The sequence below is a fragment of the Pseudoalteromonas sp. PPB1 genome, from assembly GCF_015356275.1.
Taxonomy (GTDB): Bacteria; Pseudomonadota; Gammaproteobacteria; order Enterobacterales; family Alteromonadaceae; genus Pseudoalteromonas; species Pseudoalteromonas rubra_D.
Genome location: NZ_JACEQV010000001.1, coordinates 16627 through 38057, shown reverse-complemented (window position 1 = coordinate 38057; position 21431 = coordinate 16627). Strand labels below are relative to the sequence as shown.

18 protein-coding genes are annotated in these 21431 nt (G+C 48.5%); 3 read left to right on the top strand and 15 right to left on the bottom strand.

Annotation, left to right across the window (positions count from 1 at the left end):
* Positions 1–191: 191 nt before the first annotated feature.
* From IY568_RS00145 to xseB, 12 genes are all read right to left on the bottom strand, one after another.
* Positions 192–530, bottom strand: coding sequence for a hypothetical protein (locus IY568_RS00145; RefSeq protein ID WP_125557953.1), 339 nt, complete (start codon positions 528–530; stop codon positions 192–194).
* A 368-nt stretch (positions 531–898) separates the two neighbouring features.
* Entirely contained in the window at positions 899–3532 is a 2634-nt protein-coding gene (locus IY568_RS00140) for a fibrinogen-like YCDxxxxGGGW domain-containing protein (protein WP_194866479.1), read from the bottom strand.
* A 252-nt stretch (positions 3533–3784) separates the two neighbouring features.
* The gene (locus IY568_RS00135) at positions 3785–4369 is read right to left on the bottom strand and encodes a phage tail protein (RefSeq protein WP_125557949.1); all 585 of its coding nucleotides are present in this window, start codon (positions 4367–4369) and stop codon (positions 3785–3787) included.
* Positions 4370–4607: 238 nt separating this feature from the next.
* The gene (locus tag IY568_RS00130) at positions 4608–5225 is read right to left on the bottom strand and encodes a phage tail protein (RefSeq protein ID WP_194866478.1); all 618 of its coding nucleotides are present in this window, start codon (positions 5223–5225) and stop codon (positions 4608–4610) included.
* Positions 5226–5395: 170 nt separating this feature from the next.
* Complete coding sequence (locus IY568_RS00125; RefSeq protein WP_194866477.1) at positions 5396–6016, bottom strand: phage tail protein; 621 nt, start codon at positions 6014–6016, stop codon at positions 5396–5398.
* 121 nt (positions 6017–6137) lie between these two features.
* Positions 6138–6638, bottom strand: a complete 501-nt coding sequence (locus IY568_RS00120) for a hypothetical protein (protein WP_125557943.1) — start codon at positions 6636–6638, stop codon at positions 6138–6140.
* A gap of 220 nt (positions 6639–6858) precedes the next feature.
* Positions 6859–7176 (bottom strand): hypothetical protein, encoded by a 318-nt coding sequence (locus tag IY568_RS00115; protein ID WP_125557941.1) that lies wholly within the window; start codon positions 7174–7176, stop codon positions 6859–6861.
* Between the two features lie 215 nt (positions 7177–7391).
* Positions 7392–8120, bottom strand: a complete 729-nt coding sequence (gene deoD, locus IY568_RS00110) for a purine-nucleoside phosphorylase (protein WP_194866476.1) — start codon at positions 8118–8120, stop codon at positions 7392–7394.
* Positions 8120–8884, bottom strand: a complete 765-nt coding sequence (gene deoC / locus IY568_RS00105; protein WP_194866475.1) for a deoxyribose-phosphate aldolase — start codon at positions 8882–8884, stop codon at positions 8120–8122. The genes deoD and deoC overlap by 1 nt, the downstream gene beginning before the upstream one ends.
* Before the next feature lie 327 nt (positions 8885–9211).
* Positions 9212–11071, bottom strand: a complete 1860-nt coding sequence (gene dxs, locus IY568_RS00100) for a 1-deoxy-D-xylulose-5-phosphate synthase (RefSeq protein WP_194866671.1) — start codon at positions 11069–11071, stop codon at positions 9212–9214.
* A 187-nt stretch (positions 11072–11258) separates the two neighbouring features.
* The gene (ispA, locus tag IY568_RS00095) at positions 11259–12146 is read right to left on the bottom strand and encodes a (2E,6E)-farnesyl diphosphate synthase (RefSeq protein ID WP_125557935.1); all 888 of its coding nucleotides are present in this window, start codon (positions 12144–12146) and stop codon (positions 11259–11261) included.
* A gap of 3 nt (positions 12147–12149) precedes the next feature.
* Positions 12150–12392, bottom strand: a complete 243-nt coding sequence (gene xseB, locus IY568_RS00090) for an exodeoxyribonuclease VII small subunit (RefSeq protein ID WP_194866474.1) — start codon at positions 12390–12392, stop codon at positions 12150–12152.
* A gap of 241 nt (positions 12393–12633) precedes the next feature.
* On the opposite strand from xseB, the gene pomA reads away from it, so the two are divergent.
* The 3 genes from pomA to IY568_RS00075 all read left to right on the top strand — a co-directional run bounded on the left by pomA (position 12634) and on the right by IY568_RS00075 (position 15033).
* Positions 12634–13401, top strand: a complete 768-nt coding sequence (gene pomA, locus IY568_RS00085) for a flagellar motor protein PomA (RefSeq protein ID WP_049865534.1) — start codon at positions 12634–12636, stop codon at positions 13399–13401.
* Between the two features lie 2 nt (positions 13402–13403).
* A complete protein-coding gene (locus IY568_RS00080; protein ID WP_125557931.1) occupies positions 13404–14336 on the top strand; it encodes a flagellar motor protein MotB in 933 nt (310 codons plus the stop codon).
* Positions 14337–14505: 169 nt separating this feature from the next.
* The gene (locus IY568_RS00075) at positions 14506–15033 is read left to right on the top strand and encodes a hypothetical protein (protein WP_323744707.1); all 528 of its coding nucleotides are present in this window, start codon (positions 14506–14508) and stop codon (positions 15031–15033) included.
* 36 nt (positions 15034–15069) lie between these two features.
* Here IY568_RS00075 and IY568_RS00070 read toward each other — a convergent pair whose 3' ends face one another.
* The 3 genes from IY568_RS00070 to putA all read right to left on the bottom strand — a co-directional run bounded on the left by IY568_RS00070 (position 15070) and on the right by putA (position 21237).
* Positions 15070–15954 (bottom strand): hypothetical protein, encoded by an 885-nt coding sequence (locus IY568_RS00070; protein ID WP_194866473.1) that lies wholly within the window; start codon positions 15952–15954, stop codon positions 15070–15072.
* A 91-nt stretch (positions 15955–16045) separates the two neighbouring features.
* Positions 16046–17245 (bottom strand): aromatic amino acid transport family protein, encoded by a 1200-nt coding sequence (locus IY568_RS00065; RefSeq protein WP_125557927.1) that lies wholly within the window; start codon positions 17243–17245, stop codon positions 16046–16048.
* A 188-nt stretch (positions 17246–17433) separates the two neighbouring features.
* Positions 17434–21237, bottom strand: a complete 3804-nt coding sequence (gene putA, locus IY568_RS00060) for a bifunctional proline dehydrogenase/L-glutamate gamma-semialdehyde dehydrogenase PutA (RefSeq protein WP_194866472.1) — start codon at positions 21235–21237, stop codon at positions 17434–17436.
* Positions 21238–21431 lie beyond the last annotated feature (194 nt).

Below are 21431 nucleotides of genomic sequence, written 5' to 3'. Positions count from 1 at the left end.
TTTATACTTACGGCTTTAACTATTCAGAGCTTATCAGGAAGCGTGGAGCTACATATTGAAAGTGCTCTCAATTGACCTGCCAATTTACCAATTATGCTGTCATCCACTTGTAAATGGGCAGTGTTTTGTCTGCCCAATACAAAATGCTCGCTGCGTCTGTAAAGTCTTGTGATTGGCTTTATAGGTAATATCTACATAGATACGTTTGCGTGAATTAGTTCTGGGTAACCATGCTGATCACAGCCATTGACGTAGTAGTTTACTTTTTGGTCGGTTGCAAATGCAGCCAATATGAGCGAGTACAATTCAGAAAATACTTTGTTGGACTTCTTCAGAGCGATTAAGTCAGACTGCTCGCAATTGTATGGATTTTTCATTGAAGCGAATTTGAAGTATATCGTTCCATCAACATTATTTGTTGAGTGAGCATAGATTTCCTTAACATAAGTCGTACCGCTCCAGGAGCCTGCATGAGTAACAAATGAACAAATCGCCAATGTTGAACTTATAACGAGTGCTTTAATTTTCAAAATTTACCTCATAGTTAGCTTTTAACTTAACGCCCTAATAAGGGGCTGATAATGCGTGGCCAAACGGTGTAGTGAAGCGGAGTCAAGCTTTAGCGGTCCCACGCCTAATTGTTTATTATACAGAACCAAGCTTTTTCTTACGATCTTTTAATGTAAAGAAGTACCAGATAACTATCTCAAATTGGTAGGTAAAATGTGTGCTATCTGTCGTTAGGTTGTATTTAGGATACATTGCCGGAGCGCCCATATATGCATTAGAAAGATATGTAAGAAATGTTTGCCGTGGGGCGTGTCAATGTAAGTCTTGGAATTGGCTGAGAGGTTAACGGTGCTGTCTAATGTGTTTATTAAACAGCACCTGTTGTGTGTTATTTAATATAGTACTTCAGCACATCCTGCTCAGTGTGAGAATACAGCGTAGAGTATGGCCAGATGGTAAATTGTCGCTCCGGATTGCCATTAAAAATAGCCGCACCGGCAATATCCCATTGATAATATCCGGTATTGTCAGCCAGAGCAGCCATCGTGAAAGTGCCGCTATCGACATAACTACAGGGCACGCCGGTGGGCTCAGATCTGAAAATATTCAGACCCTCTATATGAGGCGTGTTGTCGAAAGTTGCCGTTAAGTCTGCCGCGGTGTCGTCCAGTAGCCCCTGACATCCTACGCCAGTTGGGTTGGTGACATTGAAGGCAGAGATCATCGATACTTTGCTATGCTCATCAACAAACATCAGTCCTTCCGTCATCGCAGCGCGCAGTGCCTGCCATCTTGAAGACTCAAGCACACCATATTGATCGACTCTGACAGGCTCACGGATCAGCTTTCGTTCAATACCATCGGCATGGTTGGCAAACAGTGTCCAGCCACCGCCCAGGGTTTCCATATCACAATACGCCACAAACGGGGCAACACTGCCCGCGCCATCCGGGTCTATGGTGTAGTAGCCTGACTGGCTGGTCGGGTTGGTTTGTTGAATATCATGGCAGGTTTTACCCTGTGCCTGCGGGCTGTTATCGGCAAATTCGTCGATAAAAAAGCCGTAATATTCCATTTCATCGATTTGAGTATAGTCGCCAGAGCCATGGGTGCTCAGCACCAGCAGCCGGAAGCTGCTCCCCAACGCCGCTTTAGAGAGCTTAACCTGACTGGTTCCTTTTTCCATCGTAATGGTTTCATGATCGGTGAACGTGATGCCATCGTCTGATACCTGAAAAATCACCTCTTTGGGTGTCCGGGGCGAAAACTCTGCGTGCTTCATCGACACTTGAGTGCTGAACCCGGTGATCACGGCTTTTCTGGCAAAGGAGACTTGCAACCACTCGTTACTATTGGTTGGGCCAAGCCAGATCCCGTGCGTCAGCAGTTCACCTGCCTGAGGGTTAATTTTCGGATTTGGATCCGTGTAATACAGGTGGCCGTCAAATGCACCAGCCGGACTGAACTGGTTAACGGTGCCACTGGCGGTGTAATTACCCGGTGAGAGTGAATTCGTGTAGACTAGGGCAATGTTATTATTAGCGCCAGTGGTATCACCATCGGTGACAACCGGGCGGGAGAGTGTCAGGTCTTCAAAGTGACAGAAGTACTGGATAGCAGGTGCGCCACCGGGGCCGTCCGCATCAATCAGATATAAGTTGGATGTTGCAGTTGGGTCACTAAGGGCAATGCTTTCACAGCTGATCCCATCACTGGGATACACTTCCTGATTGAGGACGTTAACCATGTCCAGTAAACGGGCATATTTGGCTTCCAGAGACTGACTGGCATTATCAACATACCGTTTGGTAACCAGATGGTTTGGCGCGATAGGATCGTTGGCGATGGCATTACCAATGACTTCCAGCGCTGCACTGGGTGACTGGGTGCCCACACCGACGGAAACGGTGGTTGATACGGTTGTTGCACCATCACGCCAATGTGTGGTGCCAGGCAGACCCTGATCTCCTTTGGGTCCTTGCAGGCCTTGTTCACCTTGTGGCCCCTGTATGCCTGGTTCTCCTTGTTGTCCGCGCTCACCTTGTGGCCCTTGCAAACCTTGTGGCCCTTGCAAACCTTGTTCACCTTGTGGCCCCTGAAGCCCTTGCTCGCCCTGTAAACCCTGTTCACCTTGTAACTCGCGCCAGAGTGCGCCATCACAGCTAAAAATTTGCTTATCTACACTGCTGTAGTATATCGAGCCTGTGTGCTCTGGGTTGCAAGGGACTGGTGCACTGGCATTGGGCGTTAATCTCAGGGCGCCGGGTATTTCCAGGTTGGCCTGCGCCAGTGGCTCAAATAATGCCGGGTAACTGTTGGGATCAGTGGGGTCAGTATTGGCCAGAAACTCAGCTAAGTTACTGGCGCTATCCTGATCTAAATCTGCACCGGCATCACTTGCATCTGCCGGATTGAGTCCATAGCGAATTTCCCAGTCATTGGTCATGCCATCGCCGTCATCATCCAGTGGTTTAGCCAGGCTAACTACGGAGATGGCATCTACGTCAATGGTGTTGGCATCAATGCTGGTATTGTGTATTTCCAGTGCCATCGTATCAGTTAACTCAGCAAGCGCACGATGCGCCTCGGTCGGCTCAAAGGTCACATCGAGCTGGACAAATGCCCCTTCGACTAATGTGAGATCAGGAGTGACATCAACAAAGTGCTCTGCAATGCGAAAGCCAACTCTAAAGTTGGCCGGGTTAACACTGGCGCGCACGCCCAATTTAGCCTGGATCATGTAGTTGTTGGTTAAACTCAATGGCACAGGCAGGGCCTGGCTCAGGGATGCACCCTGACCAATAAAGGCGACGTTATTTACGGCCTGATGATCGGCATAATGAGTTGCGGAGAGGTTAATGATCCCCGCCTGACTATCGGAAAATGTCCAGACAGCAGAGGTGTGACTTAACTGTGCTTCAGCCAGTGTTTGTTGCTCGAACTGGCCATCCTGTACCAGTTCAGCTCCCGATGCGTGCCAGCATAATGTGGCGAGCATGGCAGGTAACACTCGTTTTTTCATGTTTTTTCCTGTGTAAGAGTAGAGTTGAATTAATGTGCGATGAATATTGTACAGGATTACGAATTAATGGTTGCTATATTTTTTTTTGTCATTCTTTAGTGTGGTTTTTGTTGCGCGGTTGGAGTCATTGTCGTGTGAGCGTGAAGCAACAGAGAGGGTCTGCGAATCGATGAGTTTGTTGAAGGTGATTGGGAACGTCGAGTAAGAAGAGTGACAGGCCAATCCGGGTGCATTGCACCCGGTTAGTATTGATTAAGCGCGCCTAGGGTAGGCACCCAGAATACAGATCTGCCAGCCAATAGCTAAATAGGGGCTGAGAACACTAAATGGTTGACTTCCACCGGCATTTTTAATTTGTATCTGTGTTTCGACACTTTTACTGGCCGTCAAAAGTTCTGGACTCTCAAAACCAGAAGGAACAAAAAACTGTTCGTCACTATCGAGATTTGAGGGCGCAAAATAACTTGGGTCCTCTTTAATAGGTTCAAAAGTGTTGCCATAGTTCTCTGCTAAGTGAAGCTTGGTATCTGCTTCGGCAACATGTGTGTGACTAGGCATGTTAATATAAGAGAGCTGGGCTTGCTCTATGCCTCCTATTTGCCCCAGCTTGTATTCCGATAACCCGGGTCCTTGTCCAAATCGTATCGGGCTTCTGCCACGCAGATCCGGAGTTGCAAATGTGCTGCGCCCATCTCCACCGTATTTGTTGCCTAATATAGTAAACAGTGCCTGATTCTGGTTGACTGACATAAGGCTACCATCGCATGGTGCGTAACCTTCTACAGTAAAGTCACCGCCATACGGCATCATATCACCCTGGTATGCTTCAACTTGCATGATTCTACCTCTCTGTAATGTTGTTTAAATTGCGATAATAAGTACATCAGATGGATGCAATGAATGGTTGTGCCCGAAGGCGTATGGAAGTCGTTAGCTGGCTAATTCTAGTGCGCGCCTGTTGCTGACAAGAAAATCACTACCTGGCTATCAGCCAAGAAAATAAAAGGTCGCTTTGCAACCTTAGTAATTCGCATCAGGAGGATCGCCTCCCGATGCGCGGTGGTCAAATGAGCTATTATGCGCGGGATGGAAACAGTCCATTCAAACACATTTGCCAGTTAATCGTGGTAATCGGGCTTAGTAAGCTAACTTCCTGACCTAAACCTGTGTTGTTTACCGTGACTGTTGCGTTGTCTACGACCGATTGTACCTGCACTTCTGGTCCCTGGATCTCGACCAGTTGCTCTGCTTCAAATGCACTGGGAACAAAGAAGCTTGAGTCTTGTGGTCTACCAAGGTAAGCAGCTGCAGTTGGTGCTGGGTTATTGGCATTGTTGGAGGCCACAGATAGGGTGGCCGTGGCGGCACTGGATACACCAACAGTGGCAGTTGCTGTATGAGAGTGTGCGGGGAGCTGTGCGGTTGTCAGTTGGACTGATTCGCTGCCGCCTTTGCTACCTAACGGATAGTAGGATAAGCCCGGTGCTTGTCCTTTACTGACAGGGCTTCTGCCACGCAGGTCTGGCATCGCAAAGGTGCTTCTACCATCGCCACCATAGAAGGTACCCAGGATGGCATACGTTGCTGAGTATTGTGAGATTGAAATGAGTTGCCCACCACACTCTGCGAATTGGCGTACTGCAAAGTTACCTGTAAACGGCATCATTTCACCGATAAATGCGTCGGCAGCCATAACACGCTCTCCCTAAATCATTGTTGTTAAAAACGTTATAGTCAAAATCAACCATACCTCATCCTTTTTTAGAAGTATATTACTTTGTATTACAGCACATACCGACAACGTCATTGGCAAGTTTTAACGGATGCGAGCCGATAAACGCTGTTGATTGAGCTTAGTACTGATCAGGGGCGTGGCGGATAGATGTTGTCTGCACAAATAAGCCAGTTTACAGCCTGAACCGGATTGCGGATATCAACAGACTCGCTCTGGCCTGTATCATGCAACTCAACGTTGGCCCAGGCCGAAGACTGAACGTCTACATTCATTCCTTTGACCTTAACCGGTTGGACAGCCTCAAATGCACTTGGCACAAAGAAGCTTTGATCCTGTGGTTTGCCGAGGAAAGCGCTGATATTGGGGGCTGGTGTGTTTGCGTTATTGTTCGCAACAGACATGGATGACGTCGCCCCGCTATTGAGGGTCGGTACCTGAGCCGATGCGGTGTGATTGTGTGTTGGTAAGTGATATTCAGTGAGTGTTTTTTCTTCAATGCCACCGATCATACCGATTTGATAGTCATACATTAAGTCGGGTGCCTTTCCGTGGCCAACAAGGCTGCGGCCGCGCAGATCTGGCATGGCAAAGGAGACCCGGCCGTCACCACCATACAAGGTACCCATTAATGAGTAAAGGGCCGTAAACTGCCCTATGCTGACTAGCTGGCCGTCACATGCCAGATACTCTCTTACGACAAAATTACCGACAAAGGGCATGAGTTCGCCCGTAAATGCTTCTGTTGACATAAAACAATCCCTAGCGCTTTGATATTAGATACTTACACCTATTTTTTATCCTACATGCTCGAATGCCGCAAGTATATTACTTTGTATTACAGGGAGTGTAAGAAGCGCGCTGGGATTAGGCTTAAAGCTGGTGTGCTTCTATGTCAATGGCCGCTATTCTGTAGGCTGCTTTGAGCATCACAATGAGCGCAACCACATTAAATACCAGGCTAAAAATGGCTTCAAATGCCATAATATCAATATTGAATGTGCTCAAATACCTTGTGATTTGATCAACAATCTCGATGGCAATGCCTATCACAATCAGCATAAAACCATAGTATTCAGAGGTCGCATTCAGCGCACTGTGTTGCTCAAGCGTTGGGTCGTTTTTACTTTCCAGCATGCGTTTTGAAAAAATTTTCCGGCCATCCATGATAGCCCCAAAGCCAATCAGCAAAATGGTGATGGTCGACTCATTTTCAATGACTTTCTGATAGCCATGCTGATCCATATGGCCCAGCAGATAGCGAATGTCTTCTGCGGTGATACTACCAACCAGCAGGCTGATCAGCACCAGTGGAAACAGTAAAAATCCCCGGTTGAGTACAACCGCATAAATGATCTGTCGGGTTTTGGTCATAGTTTTAAAAGTATGTAATTAAAGAAAAAACGGGCTCTTAGGCTTTATGCTAGCGTGGTGCATTTTAGATATCAGCGATAAAGTCCCGGCTCAGGGAGGAGAGTATAAAACAGGTCGGGGTAAAAAAGCATCATGATTTGGCTATCAGACACGCCGTGACTCGCTGTTTTTGGTCAAAGAAGCTTGCGTTAGCAGGCTTCCTGAAGTGTATCGTAACTGACTAGTCAGAATAAACGGCGGCGACTTTTACCCAGGCCCCGCCCGCTGTGCATCCCGATATTGAGAGTGCGACATTCGTTTTAGATGCATGTGCAGCAAGCAAGGTGGACTTAAGAATTGGATCTGCCGATACATTACCTGCCCAACCATTAAATCCAGGGCACGCCTGTTTGGCAGAGTCATTGTAATTTTTGTCTAGTCTTACGGCAATACTCCCCGTTTCACTGACAAATAGCCTGATGATTTTGCCGCTCATTTCGAAACTAGCAAGTGCTGAGCCAGAGAAGAGTAAAGCGGCAATGGGTAAAAGTGTTCTCATAGTAATACTCCCAAATTGTGGTTGTGTATGTTCCTTTCACGGGGATGGTAACAGCGCCAGTAGCAGTTCGCAATGGATGGTGTCTGGGTCGCAGATTTGGGTATTATCTTTAGTGAAGGAAACAGCCGTTGAATTGTTTCGTGTTTGGCAAAAAGTTATGGCAACGAACAGGCTATTAGGGTGTGCCTGCTGGCACACCAGGTAATGGACTGTGATTATATTTCTTTTGCTGTCAGAAGTGCCAGTTGGATCATCTCTTCGAAGGAAGATTGCCTGGCGTCACTGCTCAGGTGTGTATCCAGGGTAATGTGGTCTGCAACCGTTAAAATGGTCAGTGCCCTGGCACCATATTGCGCGGCGACACCATATAATCCGGCCGCTTCCATTTCTACACCCAGGATCCCCATGTTATCCATCAGCTCAAACATGTCTGGCTGTGGCGTATAAAACAGGTCGGATGAAAAAACATTGCCAACCTGTACTTTTAGCGTCAATGCTGAGGCAGTGTGGACACAGGCATTGAGTAGGTTGAAGTCGGCAATGGCTGCAAAGTCATGATCTTTAAAGCGCATTCGGTTTACCTTTGAGTCGGTACAGGCACCCATGGCAATAATAATGTCGCGCAGTTGCACGTGCTTGGAAACGGCCCCGCAGCTGCCTACGCGGATCAGGTTTTTCACCTTGTATTCGGTGATTAACTCTTTGGCATAAATGGAGCAGCTGGGGATCCCCATGCCTGTGCCCATCACCGAGAGTTTGCGACCCTGAAAAAAGCCCGTGTAACCTAGCATATTACGCACTGTGTTGACGACTTTAACATCATCCAGAAAGTGCTCTGCAATGAATCTGGCGCGCAGAGGATCGCCCGGCAGCAATACTGTGTCAGCAAATGCATCGTCAGGCGCATTAATGTGAACCGTACCATGCGGGTTAGTGTGCATCATCAGTAACCTCCCTTGTCTTCGCAGGGCGCACCTGTCAGGATTGAGCGCACATCATTGAGCAAGCCAGAAGCGCCAAACCGGAAGTGCTGCTTGTTCACCCAGTCCGGGCCCATAGTTTGGCTGGCTTGCATTAGGTAAGCTTGAGCATCGGCAACTGTGCGTACACCCCCAGCGGCTTTAAAGCCGACTGCTTTGCCACTGTTCTTGATGGCATTGAGCATCACCTGCGTGGCCTCTAAGGTGGCATTCACGGCAACTTTGCCGGTACTGGTTTTAATAAAGTCAGCCCCGGCATTGATTGCGATGCGCGATGCCTGTTCAATCAAGTGTGACGTTGGCAGCATACCGGACTCAATAATGACTTTGAGTTGCACGTGTGTCCCACAAGCCTGCTTGCATTGCTCGATAAGCTGATAGCCGATGTCAGCGTTACCAGCCATCAGAGCAGTGTAAGGAAAGACCACATCGATCTCATCGGCACCAAGTGCAACAGCTGTGCGAGTTTCTTCAACTGCTTTGACTATGTTGTCGCTACCGTGCGGAAAATTCGTGACAGTGGCGATGCGGATCCCTGTGGCCAGGTGTTGTCTGGCCAGTGCGATATGTTGAGGGTAAATACAAACTGCAGCCACATTGCCTAATGCTGAGCTGGCCTGCTGGCAAAGCTGGATGATATCTTGGTCGCATTCTGTGCCAGTCAGGCTGGTCAAATCCATACAATCCAGTGCCAGTTGTGCGGCTTCTTTGCGTGTTATTGAAGACATAGGAAACTCCTGATGTGCTGCCAGGATAACCGGCAGCAAAGAACCACTAACCCGAAAGGCGAGGGGAGGACATTCGTTGGGCCTTGCTTACTCGCACTTTGGGTACTCGAGTGGACTTGGTTCCGTGAAGACGCATCCCGGCGGGACACGTTAATTCCATTTAATCACCGCTGTATTGTCAGCGAGTTGGCTTATATTTACTAGTCTAAAGGCTCCTTTTCATGACTTGGCGCAAGGATTGGCATGTTTGGAACAGTCTGTGTTTGGCAGGCAGAAAATAAAAAAGCCACTGCGATGACAGTGGCTCAATTTAAGGTGGTGAAGCGGTTACAGGACGGCTTCTATCCGTTTTTGGATCCCGTCTGCATCCAGGCCCATTTCGGTGTGCATCTGGTCTTGTGTACCATGTTTGATGAACTCATCAGGAATGCCCAGATGTAAAATTGGTTTGAGGATCTGCGCAGCGGCCAGATGCTCGCTGACCGCACTACCAGCACCGCCTGCAATGGCATTGTCTTCCAGTGTCACCAGCAGATCATGCTCAGCTGCCAGCTTAGTAACCATGTCGCCATCAAGTGGCTTCACAAAGCGCATATCAACTAAAGTTGCATCCAGCGCCTCTGCGACTGGTTTTGCGTTGTGTAACAAGGTGCCAAAGTTAAGAATGGCGACCTTTTTACCTGAGCGCAGCAGGTTGGCTTTACCCACTTCCAGCTCCGTCATCTGTGCTTCAATTTCAGCCTCACCTGCGGAGCCTCGCGGATAGCGCACAGCGGCAGGTTGTTGCAGGCGATGGCCGGTATAGAGCATCTGACGGCATTCGTTCAGGTCGCTGGGAGCCATAATGACCATGCTGGGAATACAACGCATAAAGCTCAGATCGTAGGCTCCCTGGTGTGTTTCGCCATCTGCGCCAACAATCCCGGCGCGGTCAATGGCAAACAACACAGGCAGGTTTTGCAGTGCCACATCGTGGATCAGCTGATCATAACCCCGTTGTAAAAAGCTGGAGTAGATGGCCACGACCGGGTTAAGGCCTTCACAGGCAAACCCTGCCCCTAAGGTGACGGCATGTTGCTCTGCAATGGCCACATCAAAGTACTGGTCTGGGTGCTCTTTAGAGAAACGCACCATGCCTGAACCTTCGCGCATGGCTGGCGTGATGGCCATTAGCTTATTGTCTTGCTCTGCCATGTCACACAGCCAGTCACCAAATACTTTAGAAAATGTTGGTGCAGCAGGTTTTGATTTGGGCAGGCTATGCACGCTAGGATCGAACTTTGGCACGCCATGATAGCCAATTGGATCGGCTTCAGCTGGTTGGTAACCTTTACCTTTTTGGGTTTTTACGTGCAGCAACTGCGGACCTTTAAGGTTGCGCATGTTTCTGAGTGTGTCCACCAGCATATTGACGTCGTGGCCGTCTATTGGGCCAATGTAGTTAAAGCCGAGTTCTTCAAAGAAGGTGCCCGGAATGACCATGCCCTTGAGATGCTCTTCAACTTTGCTGGCCAGTTCTTTCACCGGTGGTACACCGGAAAGTAGCTTTTTACCGCCTTCGCGGATATTGGTATAAAAGCTACCCGATAAGATCCGTGCAAAGTGGTTGTTCAATGCGCCGACATTCTCAGAAATAGACATTTCGTTGTCGTTAAGGATCACTAGCATGTCCGATTTCACATCACCGGCATGATTCATGGCTTCAAAAGCCATACCTGCGGTCATTGCACCATCACCAATCACAGCGACGACTTTACGCCCCTGTTGTTCTTTTTCAGCGGCAATCGCCATGGCCAGCGCGGCAGAGATAGAGGTGCTAGAGTGACCAACACTGAATGTATCGTACTCGCTTTCTTCACGAAACGGGAAAGGATGCAGGCCATCTTTTTGTCGTATGGTATGCATTTGATCGCGACGACCCGTGAGAATTTTATGTGGATAAGCCTGGTGGCCTACATCCCATACCAGGCGGTCAGCGGGCGTATTGTAAACGTAATGCAGCGCCACTGTCAGTTCAACCGTGCCTAGACCGGAGGCAAGGTGACCACTACTTTGCGAGACCGAGTTGAGCAGATAGTCACGTAGCTCATCGCTGAACTCGGTCAGTTTATGTTGCGGCAAAGTGCGCAGCTGCTCAGGCTGCTCAATCAATGCCAAAAGGGGATACTTGCTGTTATCAAGACTCATATTGATTACGTTATCCTGGGCAGAGTTCGCTGACTTGGTTGTCATTGTTATCCGCCATTAAATTTATAAATTCTGTGCTGGGTGCTCGGCGCTTTGTTCGGCGTGCAGTGTGCAATGCACCACAGTATAACTTAACTAGTTATTAATTTAGCGACTTATCAGTTGATTGCTAGTCGGTTTATGGTCATTAATGGTCTCTGGCAATAATATAGTCTGCCAGCAAAGCCAAGGTTTGTGTGTCTGCATCAATGTTGTGCAGCGCCTGCTTTGCCTCTTCTACGAGTGCTTGTGCTTTTTGTTTGGCACCCGATAATCCTAATAGAGCAGGATACGTAGACTTATTGTGTTCCAGATCAGACCCCTGAGGTTTGCCCAGCACTTCAGTGTTACCTTCTATATCAAGAATGTCATCCTGAACCTGAAATGCCAGACCAATATTCTGACCATAGTCACGTAGTCGGGCAAGGGTATGTGGCGACACATCTGGGGCACACAGCGCGCCAAGTTCAATAGCACAAGTTAGCAGCGCGCCCGTTTTTAAGCGATGGATCCGCTCCAGTTCTGCCAAGCTGACAGACTTGTCCGTTGCTGCTAAATCCAGCGCCTGACCACCGACCATGCCTTGCAACCCGGATGCCTTTGCGAGGGTTTTGATCATCGCAATCTGATTTGCCGCCGGGACAGAGAATGTGTGCGCTGATAACAGCTCAAAAGCCAGGGTTTGCAAAGCATCACCTGCCAGGATTGCTTGTGCTTCATCAAATGCAATATGGCAAGTCGGTTTACCACGGCGCAGGTCATCATCGTCCATGGCCGGGAGGTCATCATGAACCAATGAATAACTGTGAATACATTCGACGGCAGCTGCGGCGATATCGAGATCGCGAGGTGTGGCGCCAAAGATTTGCCCGGTTGTGTAGACCAGAAATGGGCGCAACCGTTTACCACCATTACTAATGCTGTAGCGCGCTGCAGCAATGGCGGTGTCGTCACTGTCCAATTCCTGAGCGAAATACGCGCCTACAGTTTCTTCGACTTGCGCTCTGGCATGAGCAAGTTGTGCTTGTAAATCCAATGTTTATTCCAGCTCGTCCGTAAATTCACTTAGCGGGCTTTGCTCGTCATTGCCGAGCAAAATCGCCACTTTCTGTTCTGCCTGTTGCAGCTTTTGCGAGGAAGCGTTGGCCAGCTTTATCCCGCGTTCAAATTGTTTGAGCGACTGTTCCAGGGTGAGTTCGCCCCGTTCCATGCCCTGTACAATGCCTTCAAGCTCGTCAACAGCTTCTTCAAAGCTCATGTTTTCCGGTTTTTTTGTCGCCATGTGCAGTATTCACTTTGAGCTAAATTAAAAAACGCCTAATTTTATGAGTATTACAGATTGAGGTCAAAGATCTCTCAGAATTTTTGCGTTATACAGTCAGGATGACTTGCCATTGGTTTATGGATTCGCAATTTCAAGGCAATTTAATATAATTGAGTTAAGTTATTGCAAAACTGGCCGATAACTCTGTCGATAATAATAACTGCGTGATAGATAACGGGTAATTTCCTTTGGAGGGTGTGTGGATTTAGCAACCGTGATTGGTATCTTAGGGGCCATAGGCTTGATTGTGATGTCCATGGTACTTAGTAGTGATGGCCAGATTGCCATGTTTTACAACACTCCATCAGTGGTTATTGTATTTGGTGGCTCGATTTTTATCGTGCTGTCGAACTTTACCATGAGCCAGTTTTTTGGCATCGGTAAAGTGGCCGGTAAGGCCTTTATGTTTAAGCTGGAGACCCCGGAAGAACTGATTGAGAAAGCGGTTGAGCTGGCGGATTCTGCGCGTAAAGGCGGCTTTCTGGCATTAGAAGAGGCCGAAATTCCCAATTCCTTTATGCGTAAAGGTGTTGACATGCTGGTGGATGGTCACGATGCGGATGTGGTCAGGGCAACCCTGCAAAAAGACATTGCGCTCACTTCGACGCGTCATGAAATGGGTGCTGGATTGTTTAAATCTTTGGCGGACATTGCTCCTGCAATGGGGATGATTGGTACCTTAATCGGCCTGGTAGCCATGCTATCGAACATGGATGACCCGAAAGCGATTGGACCCGCGATGGCCGTTGCACTATTGACGACATTGTATGGTGCGTTCTTGGCTAACGTGGTGGCTATTCCAATTCAGGTAAAACTGGAGCTGCGTAAAGACGAGGAAGAACGAAATCAACGCTTAATCCTGGATGCTATTTTGGGGATCCAGGACGGCCAGAACCCGAAAGTGATAGAAGGTATCTTGAAAAACTACCTACCTGAGTCCAAACGGGGTGCTGAGGCCGAGGAGTAATTATGTCTGACGAGAACGAATGCAAATGTCCCCCCCCAGGCTTACCTGCCTGGATGGGGACTTTTGCCGATCTGATGTCTCTGCTGATGTGTTTCTTCGTATTGCTATTGGCGTTTTCAGAAATGGATGTACTCAAATTTAAGCAGATCGCGGGCTCCATGAAATTTGCATTTGGCGTGCAAAACAAGATTGAGGTAAAGGACATTCCAAAAGGGACCAGTGTGATTGCCATGGAGTTCACGCCGGGCAAGCCTGAACCCACTCCTATCGAAACGATACAGCAACAGACAGTTGAAATGACGCAGCAGATGTTGGAGTTTCAGGCTGGTGATGAAAGCTCTGCGGGTGGACGACAAGAGCAGCGTGGTAACAAGCGCGGAGGTGAGTCTTCCAGTACCGCACAAGAGCAGTCGATGACACAGGCAATTGCGGCTGCGGAGCAGGAGCAGGTCAATGAACTGGTGAAAAAAATCGCCCAGCAGCTGGAAAAGCAAATCATGGATGGTGCAATTGAACTGGAATCATTGGGACAGCAAATCATTATTCGGATCCAGGAGAATGGCTCTTTTCCTTCTGGCAGCGCATTCTTACAACCTAAGTTTAAACCCGTGATCCAGGATATTGCCCAACTACTCAAAGATGTGCCTGGCGAAATAACGGTGTCCGGGCATACGGATGACTTCCAGTTTTCGAATGAGCTATATAGTAATAACTGGGATCTGTCTGCGACTCGGGCGGTTGCGGTTGCGACAGAAATGCAGACCGTCACTGGATTCGACAAAAACCGTATGGTCGTCGTCGGGCATGCAGATACTCGGCCGCTGGTGCCCAATGAAACTGATGAAGACCGTCGTCGCAACCGGCGTGTCGAAATCTCTATCATGCAAGGTAAGGCTAAGGAATCTGACCCAATTAATGTACGTGGAAACAACTAGAAGTATTGCGTGGTACCGATTCTTGGGCTAGGCTATTCAGCGGAATTTAATCTGATAATGTTAATGGAGAAAACAATGCTTAATAAATATGCTTATATGCCGGGTTCAAATGGTGGCGGTGACGATGGAAGCGAAGATCCGAAATAAGTTCTAACGGTTTCTGATAGCCATGTTGGCGAATATCGATATCAACGGTGACACGATAAGAGCACTTCTGAATACTATTTTTGATAGTCAGATGGTCCTTGTTTCAGTTGCCGTTGTTTTGTTTTATTTCCTGAAAGACAGGCAAGCATTACGGTACTCGCTATTGTGTTTTGCGTTTTTCGTTAACGGCTATTTGACTCACGATTTGGTCCTGGAGCTTGATAGCAACAAAGTCTACCGTTACATTTACTGGGCTGCGGCCGACATTCTTTTTATTGCCATTGTTGCTTATTGGGCCCTGAAAGACAAAATGTATATGTGGCAGAGCATCATCTGCCAACTGGTTGTTATTCCTGCGCCTTTACTACAGCTGTTCAGGCTGGTTGACCGGCATCTTATGGAACTTAGTTATTCAGGTTACCTGTATAAAACTATCCTGCCTTTAGTGAACTACGCGACCGTTTTCTTGTGTTTTGTTCCGCTGATATATTTGTTGGACAGAAATGCAAAAGCGAATTCATCGACCCGTCCACAGCAAGATGCCGGGTAATGCGTGCCCAACCAGGCACGGCATTAGAGGGTCTTACTACTTTACATCAATCTGAGTAATCTTTAGTTCAGCGTCCCCTGTAACAATATTCAGCTCACCGGCGACTTTGACGGATGTTTTGTTGCCAGTGTTGTCTGGTAAAGCCACACTGGTTGCGCCAAATGTACATGACTCCAGTTTATCCGTGGTGGTAAGTGCAACACTCAGGCATTGAGTCACTGCGTTTTCTCCGTTGCCTTGGGTTTCACAGAAACTGGGATTGAGTGTATCTATTTGACTTTGAGCAACCTGCGACAAAGAGTAAGACAATGCAAATCCGTCTTGATCACAACTCAGTATGACTGGATTTTGGTTACTTTGTGTCGTTCCCAAAGTAAAGCGGTTTTCATCCCGGTTGCGATACCAAATAGTGATCTCGCTGTCTGGGGTTGTGACTGGGGTTTGTGTCGGCGCACCCTGGCTGCGCCAGTCATCCAGTGACGTGAAAGACGGTAAAGCCCCTGTAAAGGTCATCGCGGGGCTGTAATAGTACAGCTCCCCCGGTTTTACCGAGCCATTGTCATTCCCTTGCCAGGTCTGAGCACTACTGGAACCAAAGATATTTGCGGCCAGCAGGCACAAGGTGTCATCTGAGCTAAGTTCGTGAGATGCAGAAAGAGATAACTTGTCGGCTAATAGGGTGAGTTGGGGTTTGGATTGTAACCTGGCTCCTTCAATTTGCCAAAACACCGAGGTGCTTTCAAACTTGTTCAGCGACCGTTGCGCGTTGAAATCACTGCCGCAGCTTTGTGTGAGGTTGCTGGTATCCTGGGTATTGTTATCTGTGGAAGAGTCCGGGTTAGCCTTTAGTGGCTCACTATTCTCTCCGCCACAGGCGATAAGTAAAGTGGCTGGCAGAATGAGGGGGATCAGATGCTTCATACGGTCCTTCTTAACTACGGCTGATAATGTCTTTATACGGGCATTATATCGCCAGCCGCAGTTAAATCGAGGCAAAAAGTGTGGTGATTTGTTAAAGTGGAGGGATAACCCCGAGCATTTGCAAACATTGTGCTGAAATGATCAATACGCCGCAAAGTCCCGCGCACACCAGACCCAAGTTTCCACCAACAACCTGGTAGCCGTCCATTTGCTGGGTTTTGCGCTGCTGCCAAACCATAGTAACCGGCAGGAAAATGGCCAGCACCACTAACGCAATGGCCGCATAACCCAGTGCCATAATAAATCCTTGCGGATAAAACAGTGCAAAACCAAGTGGCGGTAAGAAGGTGATGAGTGCCGTGATCACCCGCTCGGACACGGTATTACGCTTTTTAAAGGCATCAGCAAAAAAGTCAAACAGACCCAGGCTTACTCCTAAAAATGAGGTCGCCAGAGCCAGGTCTGCAAACAGTGTCACAAAGGTGCTTACCTGTGGGCTATGCGCGATACTGGAGATACTAGCTACAAACCCAGGCAGCCCTTCGCTATCTAGTAAAGCACTTTGTGCCATCACACCCTGACTGAGCAATTGCCAGCCTATATAGATCACTAAAGGCAATGAAGCGCCCACTATCATCACTTTTCTCAGTGTGCGGATATCAAGGCCAACATACTTAACGATAGAGGGAATGGAGCCATGAAAGCCAAATGACGTGAAGATGACTGGTAACGCAGAGATGATAAGCCCTTGTTCGACGGGCATATCTAGCAAGTGTTGACCGCGTACATAGGGCGTAAGAACAAAAAACAAACTGGCCAGCACCAGGATTTTGATCGTGAATAAGACGCGATTGAGCTTATCTACGGTGCTGGTACCCAAAGTAACAATTGTTGCGACCATGATGGCCAGCAGTACTGAGCCTGCCTGAGGTGCAATATCCATACTGGTTAATGCAGTCAGCTTCTCCTGAAGCTGAGCACCGCCGCCTGCAATGTAGGCAGCACACAGTGCATAAAACAAAAATACCATGGAGAAGTTTGCCACATACTGGCCTTTTTTACCCAAAATGCGTTTAGCGAGTGTGTTGAGTGTGGCTTCTTTGTTGGCGTATTGATGCAGTTCGAGCATCAGTAAGGCGGTGTAGGTCATCAAGGCCCAGGTTGCCAGTATTAAGAGTAACGCGGTGGTGAATCCTAGTCCCGCAGAAGCGATCGGCAGCGCCAGCATGCCTGCTCCGATGGTGGTGCCGGCAACGATTAACATGCTGCCGATAGTTTTGTTCTTTTGCACACATAGCCCCTAACTTTGTGAGAGAAGCAGGCACAATATAACGGTTCAATAAAAAATGAAATAGTTTTGCTACAAATCAAGGTACAGGCTTGTAATTTGTGCATTACAGCGCCGTTTAAGGTGATTGAAATTGCATAAAAAAAGCCGGCGAATGCCGGCTTAGGTTGAATGAGGTTTAACGCATTCGGTTATTCGTCATCTTCTACCAGAGTCATCAGTGAAGTATTACCGCCCGATGCGGTGGTATCAATACTGATTGTTTTCTCCGTAACCAGACGGCTGATCAGTGTGTCGTAGTATTCAGCACTGATCACTGGCAGGATAGCGCCTTTACGTGCAGCCAGCTGCTGACTGAAGTAGCCCAAGCGTGACGAACGTGCAGCAACCACAGCGCCTGACAGGTGCGGGTGTGCCAGGATAGCTTGCAACTGGTTTGGCTTAGCGACCTGGAATACACCTTCGGCAACCCCGGTGGCGACAAACTTGTCACGGAATGCCTGTGCTTCCTCGTAGAATAGCTCAGATGCTACCGTGATCACGGTATTACCTGCTGCCAATGCAGTGATGACAGACAGCGCCCAGAAGTTAAACGAGGTACTCTTATCGGCATAACACACAACACAGCCACGTGGTTCGAGGTGTAAGGTGTTAGATTCACCCGTTGGCCCAGGTAACACAATGTGTGAACGCATGCGCTTTTCCAGGCGGTTAAGCTGGGCACGGGCATCTGCCAGTGTCAGGGCTAAATCGTCCGCCAGGTCATCGATGATCTCAACCGTTGCCACTTTAGCAAGTAGCTGACGTACCGCAGACACACGGTCATTAAGCGGGGTTGCACGCCAGATTTTTTCATCGCGAAGCGAGTTTTGCATTAGGGCTTCAACTTGCTCAACCGCACCCGGGAAGTGGTGTGTTTCTAGCTCATCAGGTGTCAGGTTAGTCATCTGAACGTTGTCCGGAGATGCTTTCTCTTTCACCAGGCGCAACAAGTAGTTTGGACCACCGGCTTTTGGACCTGTGCCTGATAAACCACGACCGCCAAATGGCTGCACACCTACGATGGCACCGATCATGTTACGGTTGACATAGACATTACCCGCGCGAGACATTTTCGCCAGGTATTCACAGCGTGCTTCGATACGAGAGTGAACACCCATAGTCAGGCCATATCCCGTGCCATTGATCTGGTCAATGACGTTGTCCAGGTCTTCGCCTTTGAAGCGGATGATGTGTACAACCGGGCCAAATACTTCGCGCTTCAACACTGACAAGTCAGAGATTTCATACAAGCGCGGCGCAAAGAAGTAAGCACCATTTTCACTGTTGTCCGGGATCTTAGCTTCAAACAACAACTTGCCGTTGCCTTTCATAAACTCAACGTGTTTAGTCAGTGCATTCAGTGCTTTTTCGTCGATCACCGGGCCTACATCGGTAGACAACAGCGCCGGGTCGCCAACATGCAGCTCTTGTAGTGCACCTTGCAGCATCTTGATAATGCCATCCGCGACGTCTTCTTGTAGGAACAATACCCGCAAAGCTGAACAGCGCTGACCGGCACTTTGGAAACCAGAAGAAATAACGTCGTCAACAACTTGCTCAGGCAGGGCCGTTGAATCTACCACCATACAGTTTTGACCACCGGTCTCTGCGATCAGAGGTACCTGGATGTCATTACGCTCAGCCAGGATTTGTGAAATCAATGTGCCGGTTTCAGTTGAACCGGTGAACATTACGGCCTGAATACGCTCATCCGGGACAATGTGTTTACCTACTTCGCTACCGCGCGCAATAACCGGTTGAACAACGTGCTCAGGCAGACCAACAGTACGCATCAGCTCGATACAACGAACGGCAATCATACTTGTCTGCTCAGCAGGCTTAGCGATAACGGTGTTACCCGTCACTATGGCCGCGGCAACCTGACCGAGGAAAATCGCCAGTGGGAAGTTCCACGGGCTGATACACAAAATCACACCACGGGCTTCAAAGCGCTCGTCTTTAGACAGCTCTTCGGCGCGTGCTGCATAGTAACGACAGAAATCTACGGCCTCGCGTACTTCATCAATACCATCTTGGGTGATTTTACCAGCTTCTTTAATACAGATTGCAACCAGTTCGTCGTGGTGACGCTCGAGAATATCACCCACACGGCGCAGCAGGTCGGCACGCTCTTTAACCGGTGTTTGAGACCATTCAGCAAAGGCGTTTTCTGCGTTGCTGAGAATGCCTTGCATGTATGTTTCGTCATGCACAGGTACATGGCCCACAATCTCTGTGTGATTAGCCGGGTTGCGTACTGCCATGCGACCCTCTGGCACATCGCTTTCTTCAATGCGATGTTCGTTGAACCAGTTATCCAGGTTTTCTTTGAACGGGGTGAGCACATTAATGTCAGTCAGGTCCATTCCTTTTGAGTTTGGACGCTCATCGCCGTACAACTCAATAGGTAGGCTGATCTGCTTGTTGTATTTGTTACGCAGGCCTTGCAAGGTTTCAACCGGATCTGGCAGCAGAGATTCTACTGGTTTAGTGGTATCGACAATGGCATTAACGAACGATGAATTGGCACCGTTTTCAAGCAGACGACGCACCAGGTAAGCGAGCAAGTCTTCATGATGGCCAACTGGCGCGTATACACGACACTGGATCCCTTCGCTTTCTACGATTTGGTCAAACAGAGATTCACCCATACCGTGCAGACGCTGGAATTCGAACCCAGAGTTGTCGCCTTTAGCCACTTCTAGAATGGTGGCTGCGGTATAGGCATTGTGCGTAGCAAACTGCGGAAACAGCACATCACGTGCTTCTAATAGTTTGATTGCACAGGCTTTGTAAGAGACGTCAGTAGTCGCTTTACGAGTAAATACCGGGAAGTGGTCTAAACCGTCTTGCTGTGTGGTTTTGATTTCGGTATCCCAGTAAGCACCTTTTACCAGACGGACCATCAGTTTACGACCTACGCGACGAGCCAGATCAGCAACCCATTCCACTACAAAAATAGCACGCTTCTGATACGCCTGTACCGCCAGACCAAAACCATTCCAGCCATCCAGCTCCGGTGCTGAGAAGACCGCTTCAATCACGTCTAAAGAGATATCCAGGCGATCCGCTTCTTCAGCATCGACCGTAAAGCCAATATCATACTGCTTTGCTGCTACCGCCAGCTCTTTGAGCTTAGGCACCAACTCTTCCATCACACGGTCGCTGTGAGAAAACTCATAACGTGGGTGGATAGCAGAAAGCTTAACTGAAATACCCGGGCTCTTAACTGGACCACGACCGGCAGCTGCTTTACCGATGGCGTGGATTGCATTCATGTAGCTTTGGTAGTAGCGCTCGGCATCCGCCATGGTACGCGCACCTTCGCCTAGCATATCGTATGAGTATACGTAGCCTTTTTGTTCTTTTTCTGCGGCGCGGGTAATGGCGTCCTGAATGGTTTCACCCATGACGAATTGTTTACCCATGATCTTCATAGCGAAGTTAACAGACTTGCGGATCACAGGCTCGCCTAAGCGACCAATAGTGCGTTTTAGGACACCAAATTGTTCTTCTTGTTGTTTGTCACTGTAGTTAACCATTTTACCGGTGACCAGCAAACCCCAGCTCGACGCGTTTACAAACAGAGAGTCACTGCTACCCAAATGAGAGCTCCAGTCACCTTTGGCGAGTTTATCGCGGATCAGCTGGTCCTGAGTTTCCTTATCTGGTACGCGTAGTAAGGCTTCTGCCAGACACATCAATACCACGCCTTCTTCTGATGACAGAGAGAACTCGTTAAGCAGAGCATCTACCCCATTTTGACCATCCTGATCGCGACGGATATTCAGTACCATCTGGCGTGCTCTTTCCCAGGCACGGCTACGCGCCGTTACGCCTACTTCTGCCAGAGGCAAAATATGGTCGATAACTTCGTTTTCATCGATGCGGTAAAAATCGCGGATCTTCTGTCTGATAGGACAGGTGGTTGTCAAATCGCCGTTATAAAGCATAACTCAGCCTCATAAAATAAGAGTCAAAAATGATTGTAAATTGAACAGCTTAAAGCAGTGATAGCAAATTGTATGTAAGTACTTGCTATGTGAGTGGCCTTTTAATGTAAGCAGGCCTTTGCATAAAGCGTCAATTACGACAATATGATGCGGTCATAGTGCTAACCTTAACACACCTTTAGAGGTGTTCAACT

Excerpts from the sequence above, each read along its gene's own strand:
- IY568_RS00070 (WP_194866473.1), bottom strand. The coding sequence starts at position 15,954 with ATGAAGCATCTGATCCCCCTCATTCTGCCAGCCACTTTACTTATCGCC.
- IY568_RS00075 (WP_323744707.1), top strand. The coding sequence starts at position 14,506 with ATGTTGGCGAATATCGATATCAACGGTGACACGATAAGAGCACTTCTG.
- IY568_RS00135 (WP_125557949.1), bottom strand. The coding sequence starts at position 4,369 with ATGCAAGTTGAAGCATACCAGGGTGATATGATGCCGTATGGCGGTGAC.
- IY568_RS00115 (WP_125557941.1), bottom strand. The coding sequence starts at position 7,176 with ATGAGAACACTTTTACCCATTGCCGCTTTACTCTTCTCTGGCTCAGCA.
- IY568_RS00130 (WP_194866478.1), bottom strand. The coding sequence starts at position 5,225 with ATGGCTGCCGACGCATTTATCGGTGAAATGATGCCGTTTACAGGTAAC.
- deoC (WP_194866475.1), bottom strand. The coding sequence starts at position 8,884 with ATGTCTTCAATAACACGCAAAGAAGCCGCACAACTGGCACTGGATTGT.
- IY568_RS00120 (WP_125557943.1), bottom strand. The coding sequence starts at position 6,638 with ATGACCAAAACCCGACAGATCATTTATGCGGTTGTACTCAACCGGGGA.
- IY568_RS00080 (WP_125557931.1), top strand. The coding sequence starts at position 13,404 with ATGTCTGACGAGAACGAATGCAAATGTCCCCCCCCAGGCTTACCTGCC.
- IY568_RS00125 (WP_194866477.1), bottom strand. The coding sequence starts at position 6,016 with ATGTCAACAGAAGCATTTACGGGCGAACTCATGCCCTTTGTCGGTAAT.
- xseB (WP_194866474.1), bottom strand. The coding sequence starts at position 12,392 with ATGGCGACAAAAAAACCGGAAAACATGAGCTTTGAAGAAGCTGTTGAC.
- dxs (WP_194866671.1), bottom strand. The coding sequence starts at position 11,071 with ATGAGTCTTGATAACAGCAAGTATCCCCTTTTGGCATTGATTGAGCAG.
- putA (WP_194866472.1), bottom strand. The coding sequence starts at position 21,237 with ATGCTTTATAACGGCGATTTGACAACCACCTGTCCTATCAGACAGAAG.
- deoD (WP_194866476.1), bottom strand. The coding sequence starts at position 8,120 with ATGATGCACACTAACCCGCATGGTACGGTTCACATTAATGCGCCTGAC.
- IY568_RS00140 (WP_194866479.1), bottom strand. The coding sequence starts at position 3,532 with ATGAAAAAACGAGTGTTACCTGCCATGCTCGCCACATTATGCTGGCAC.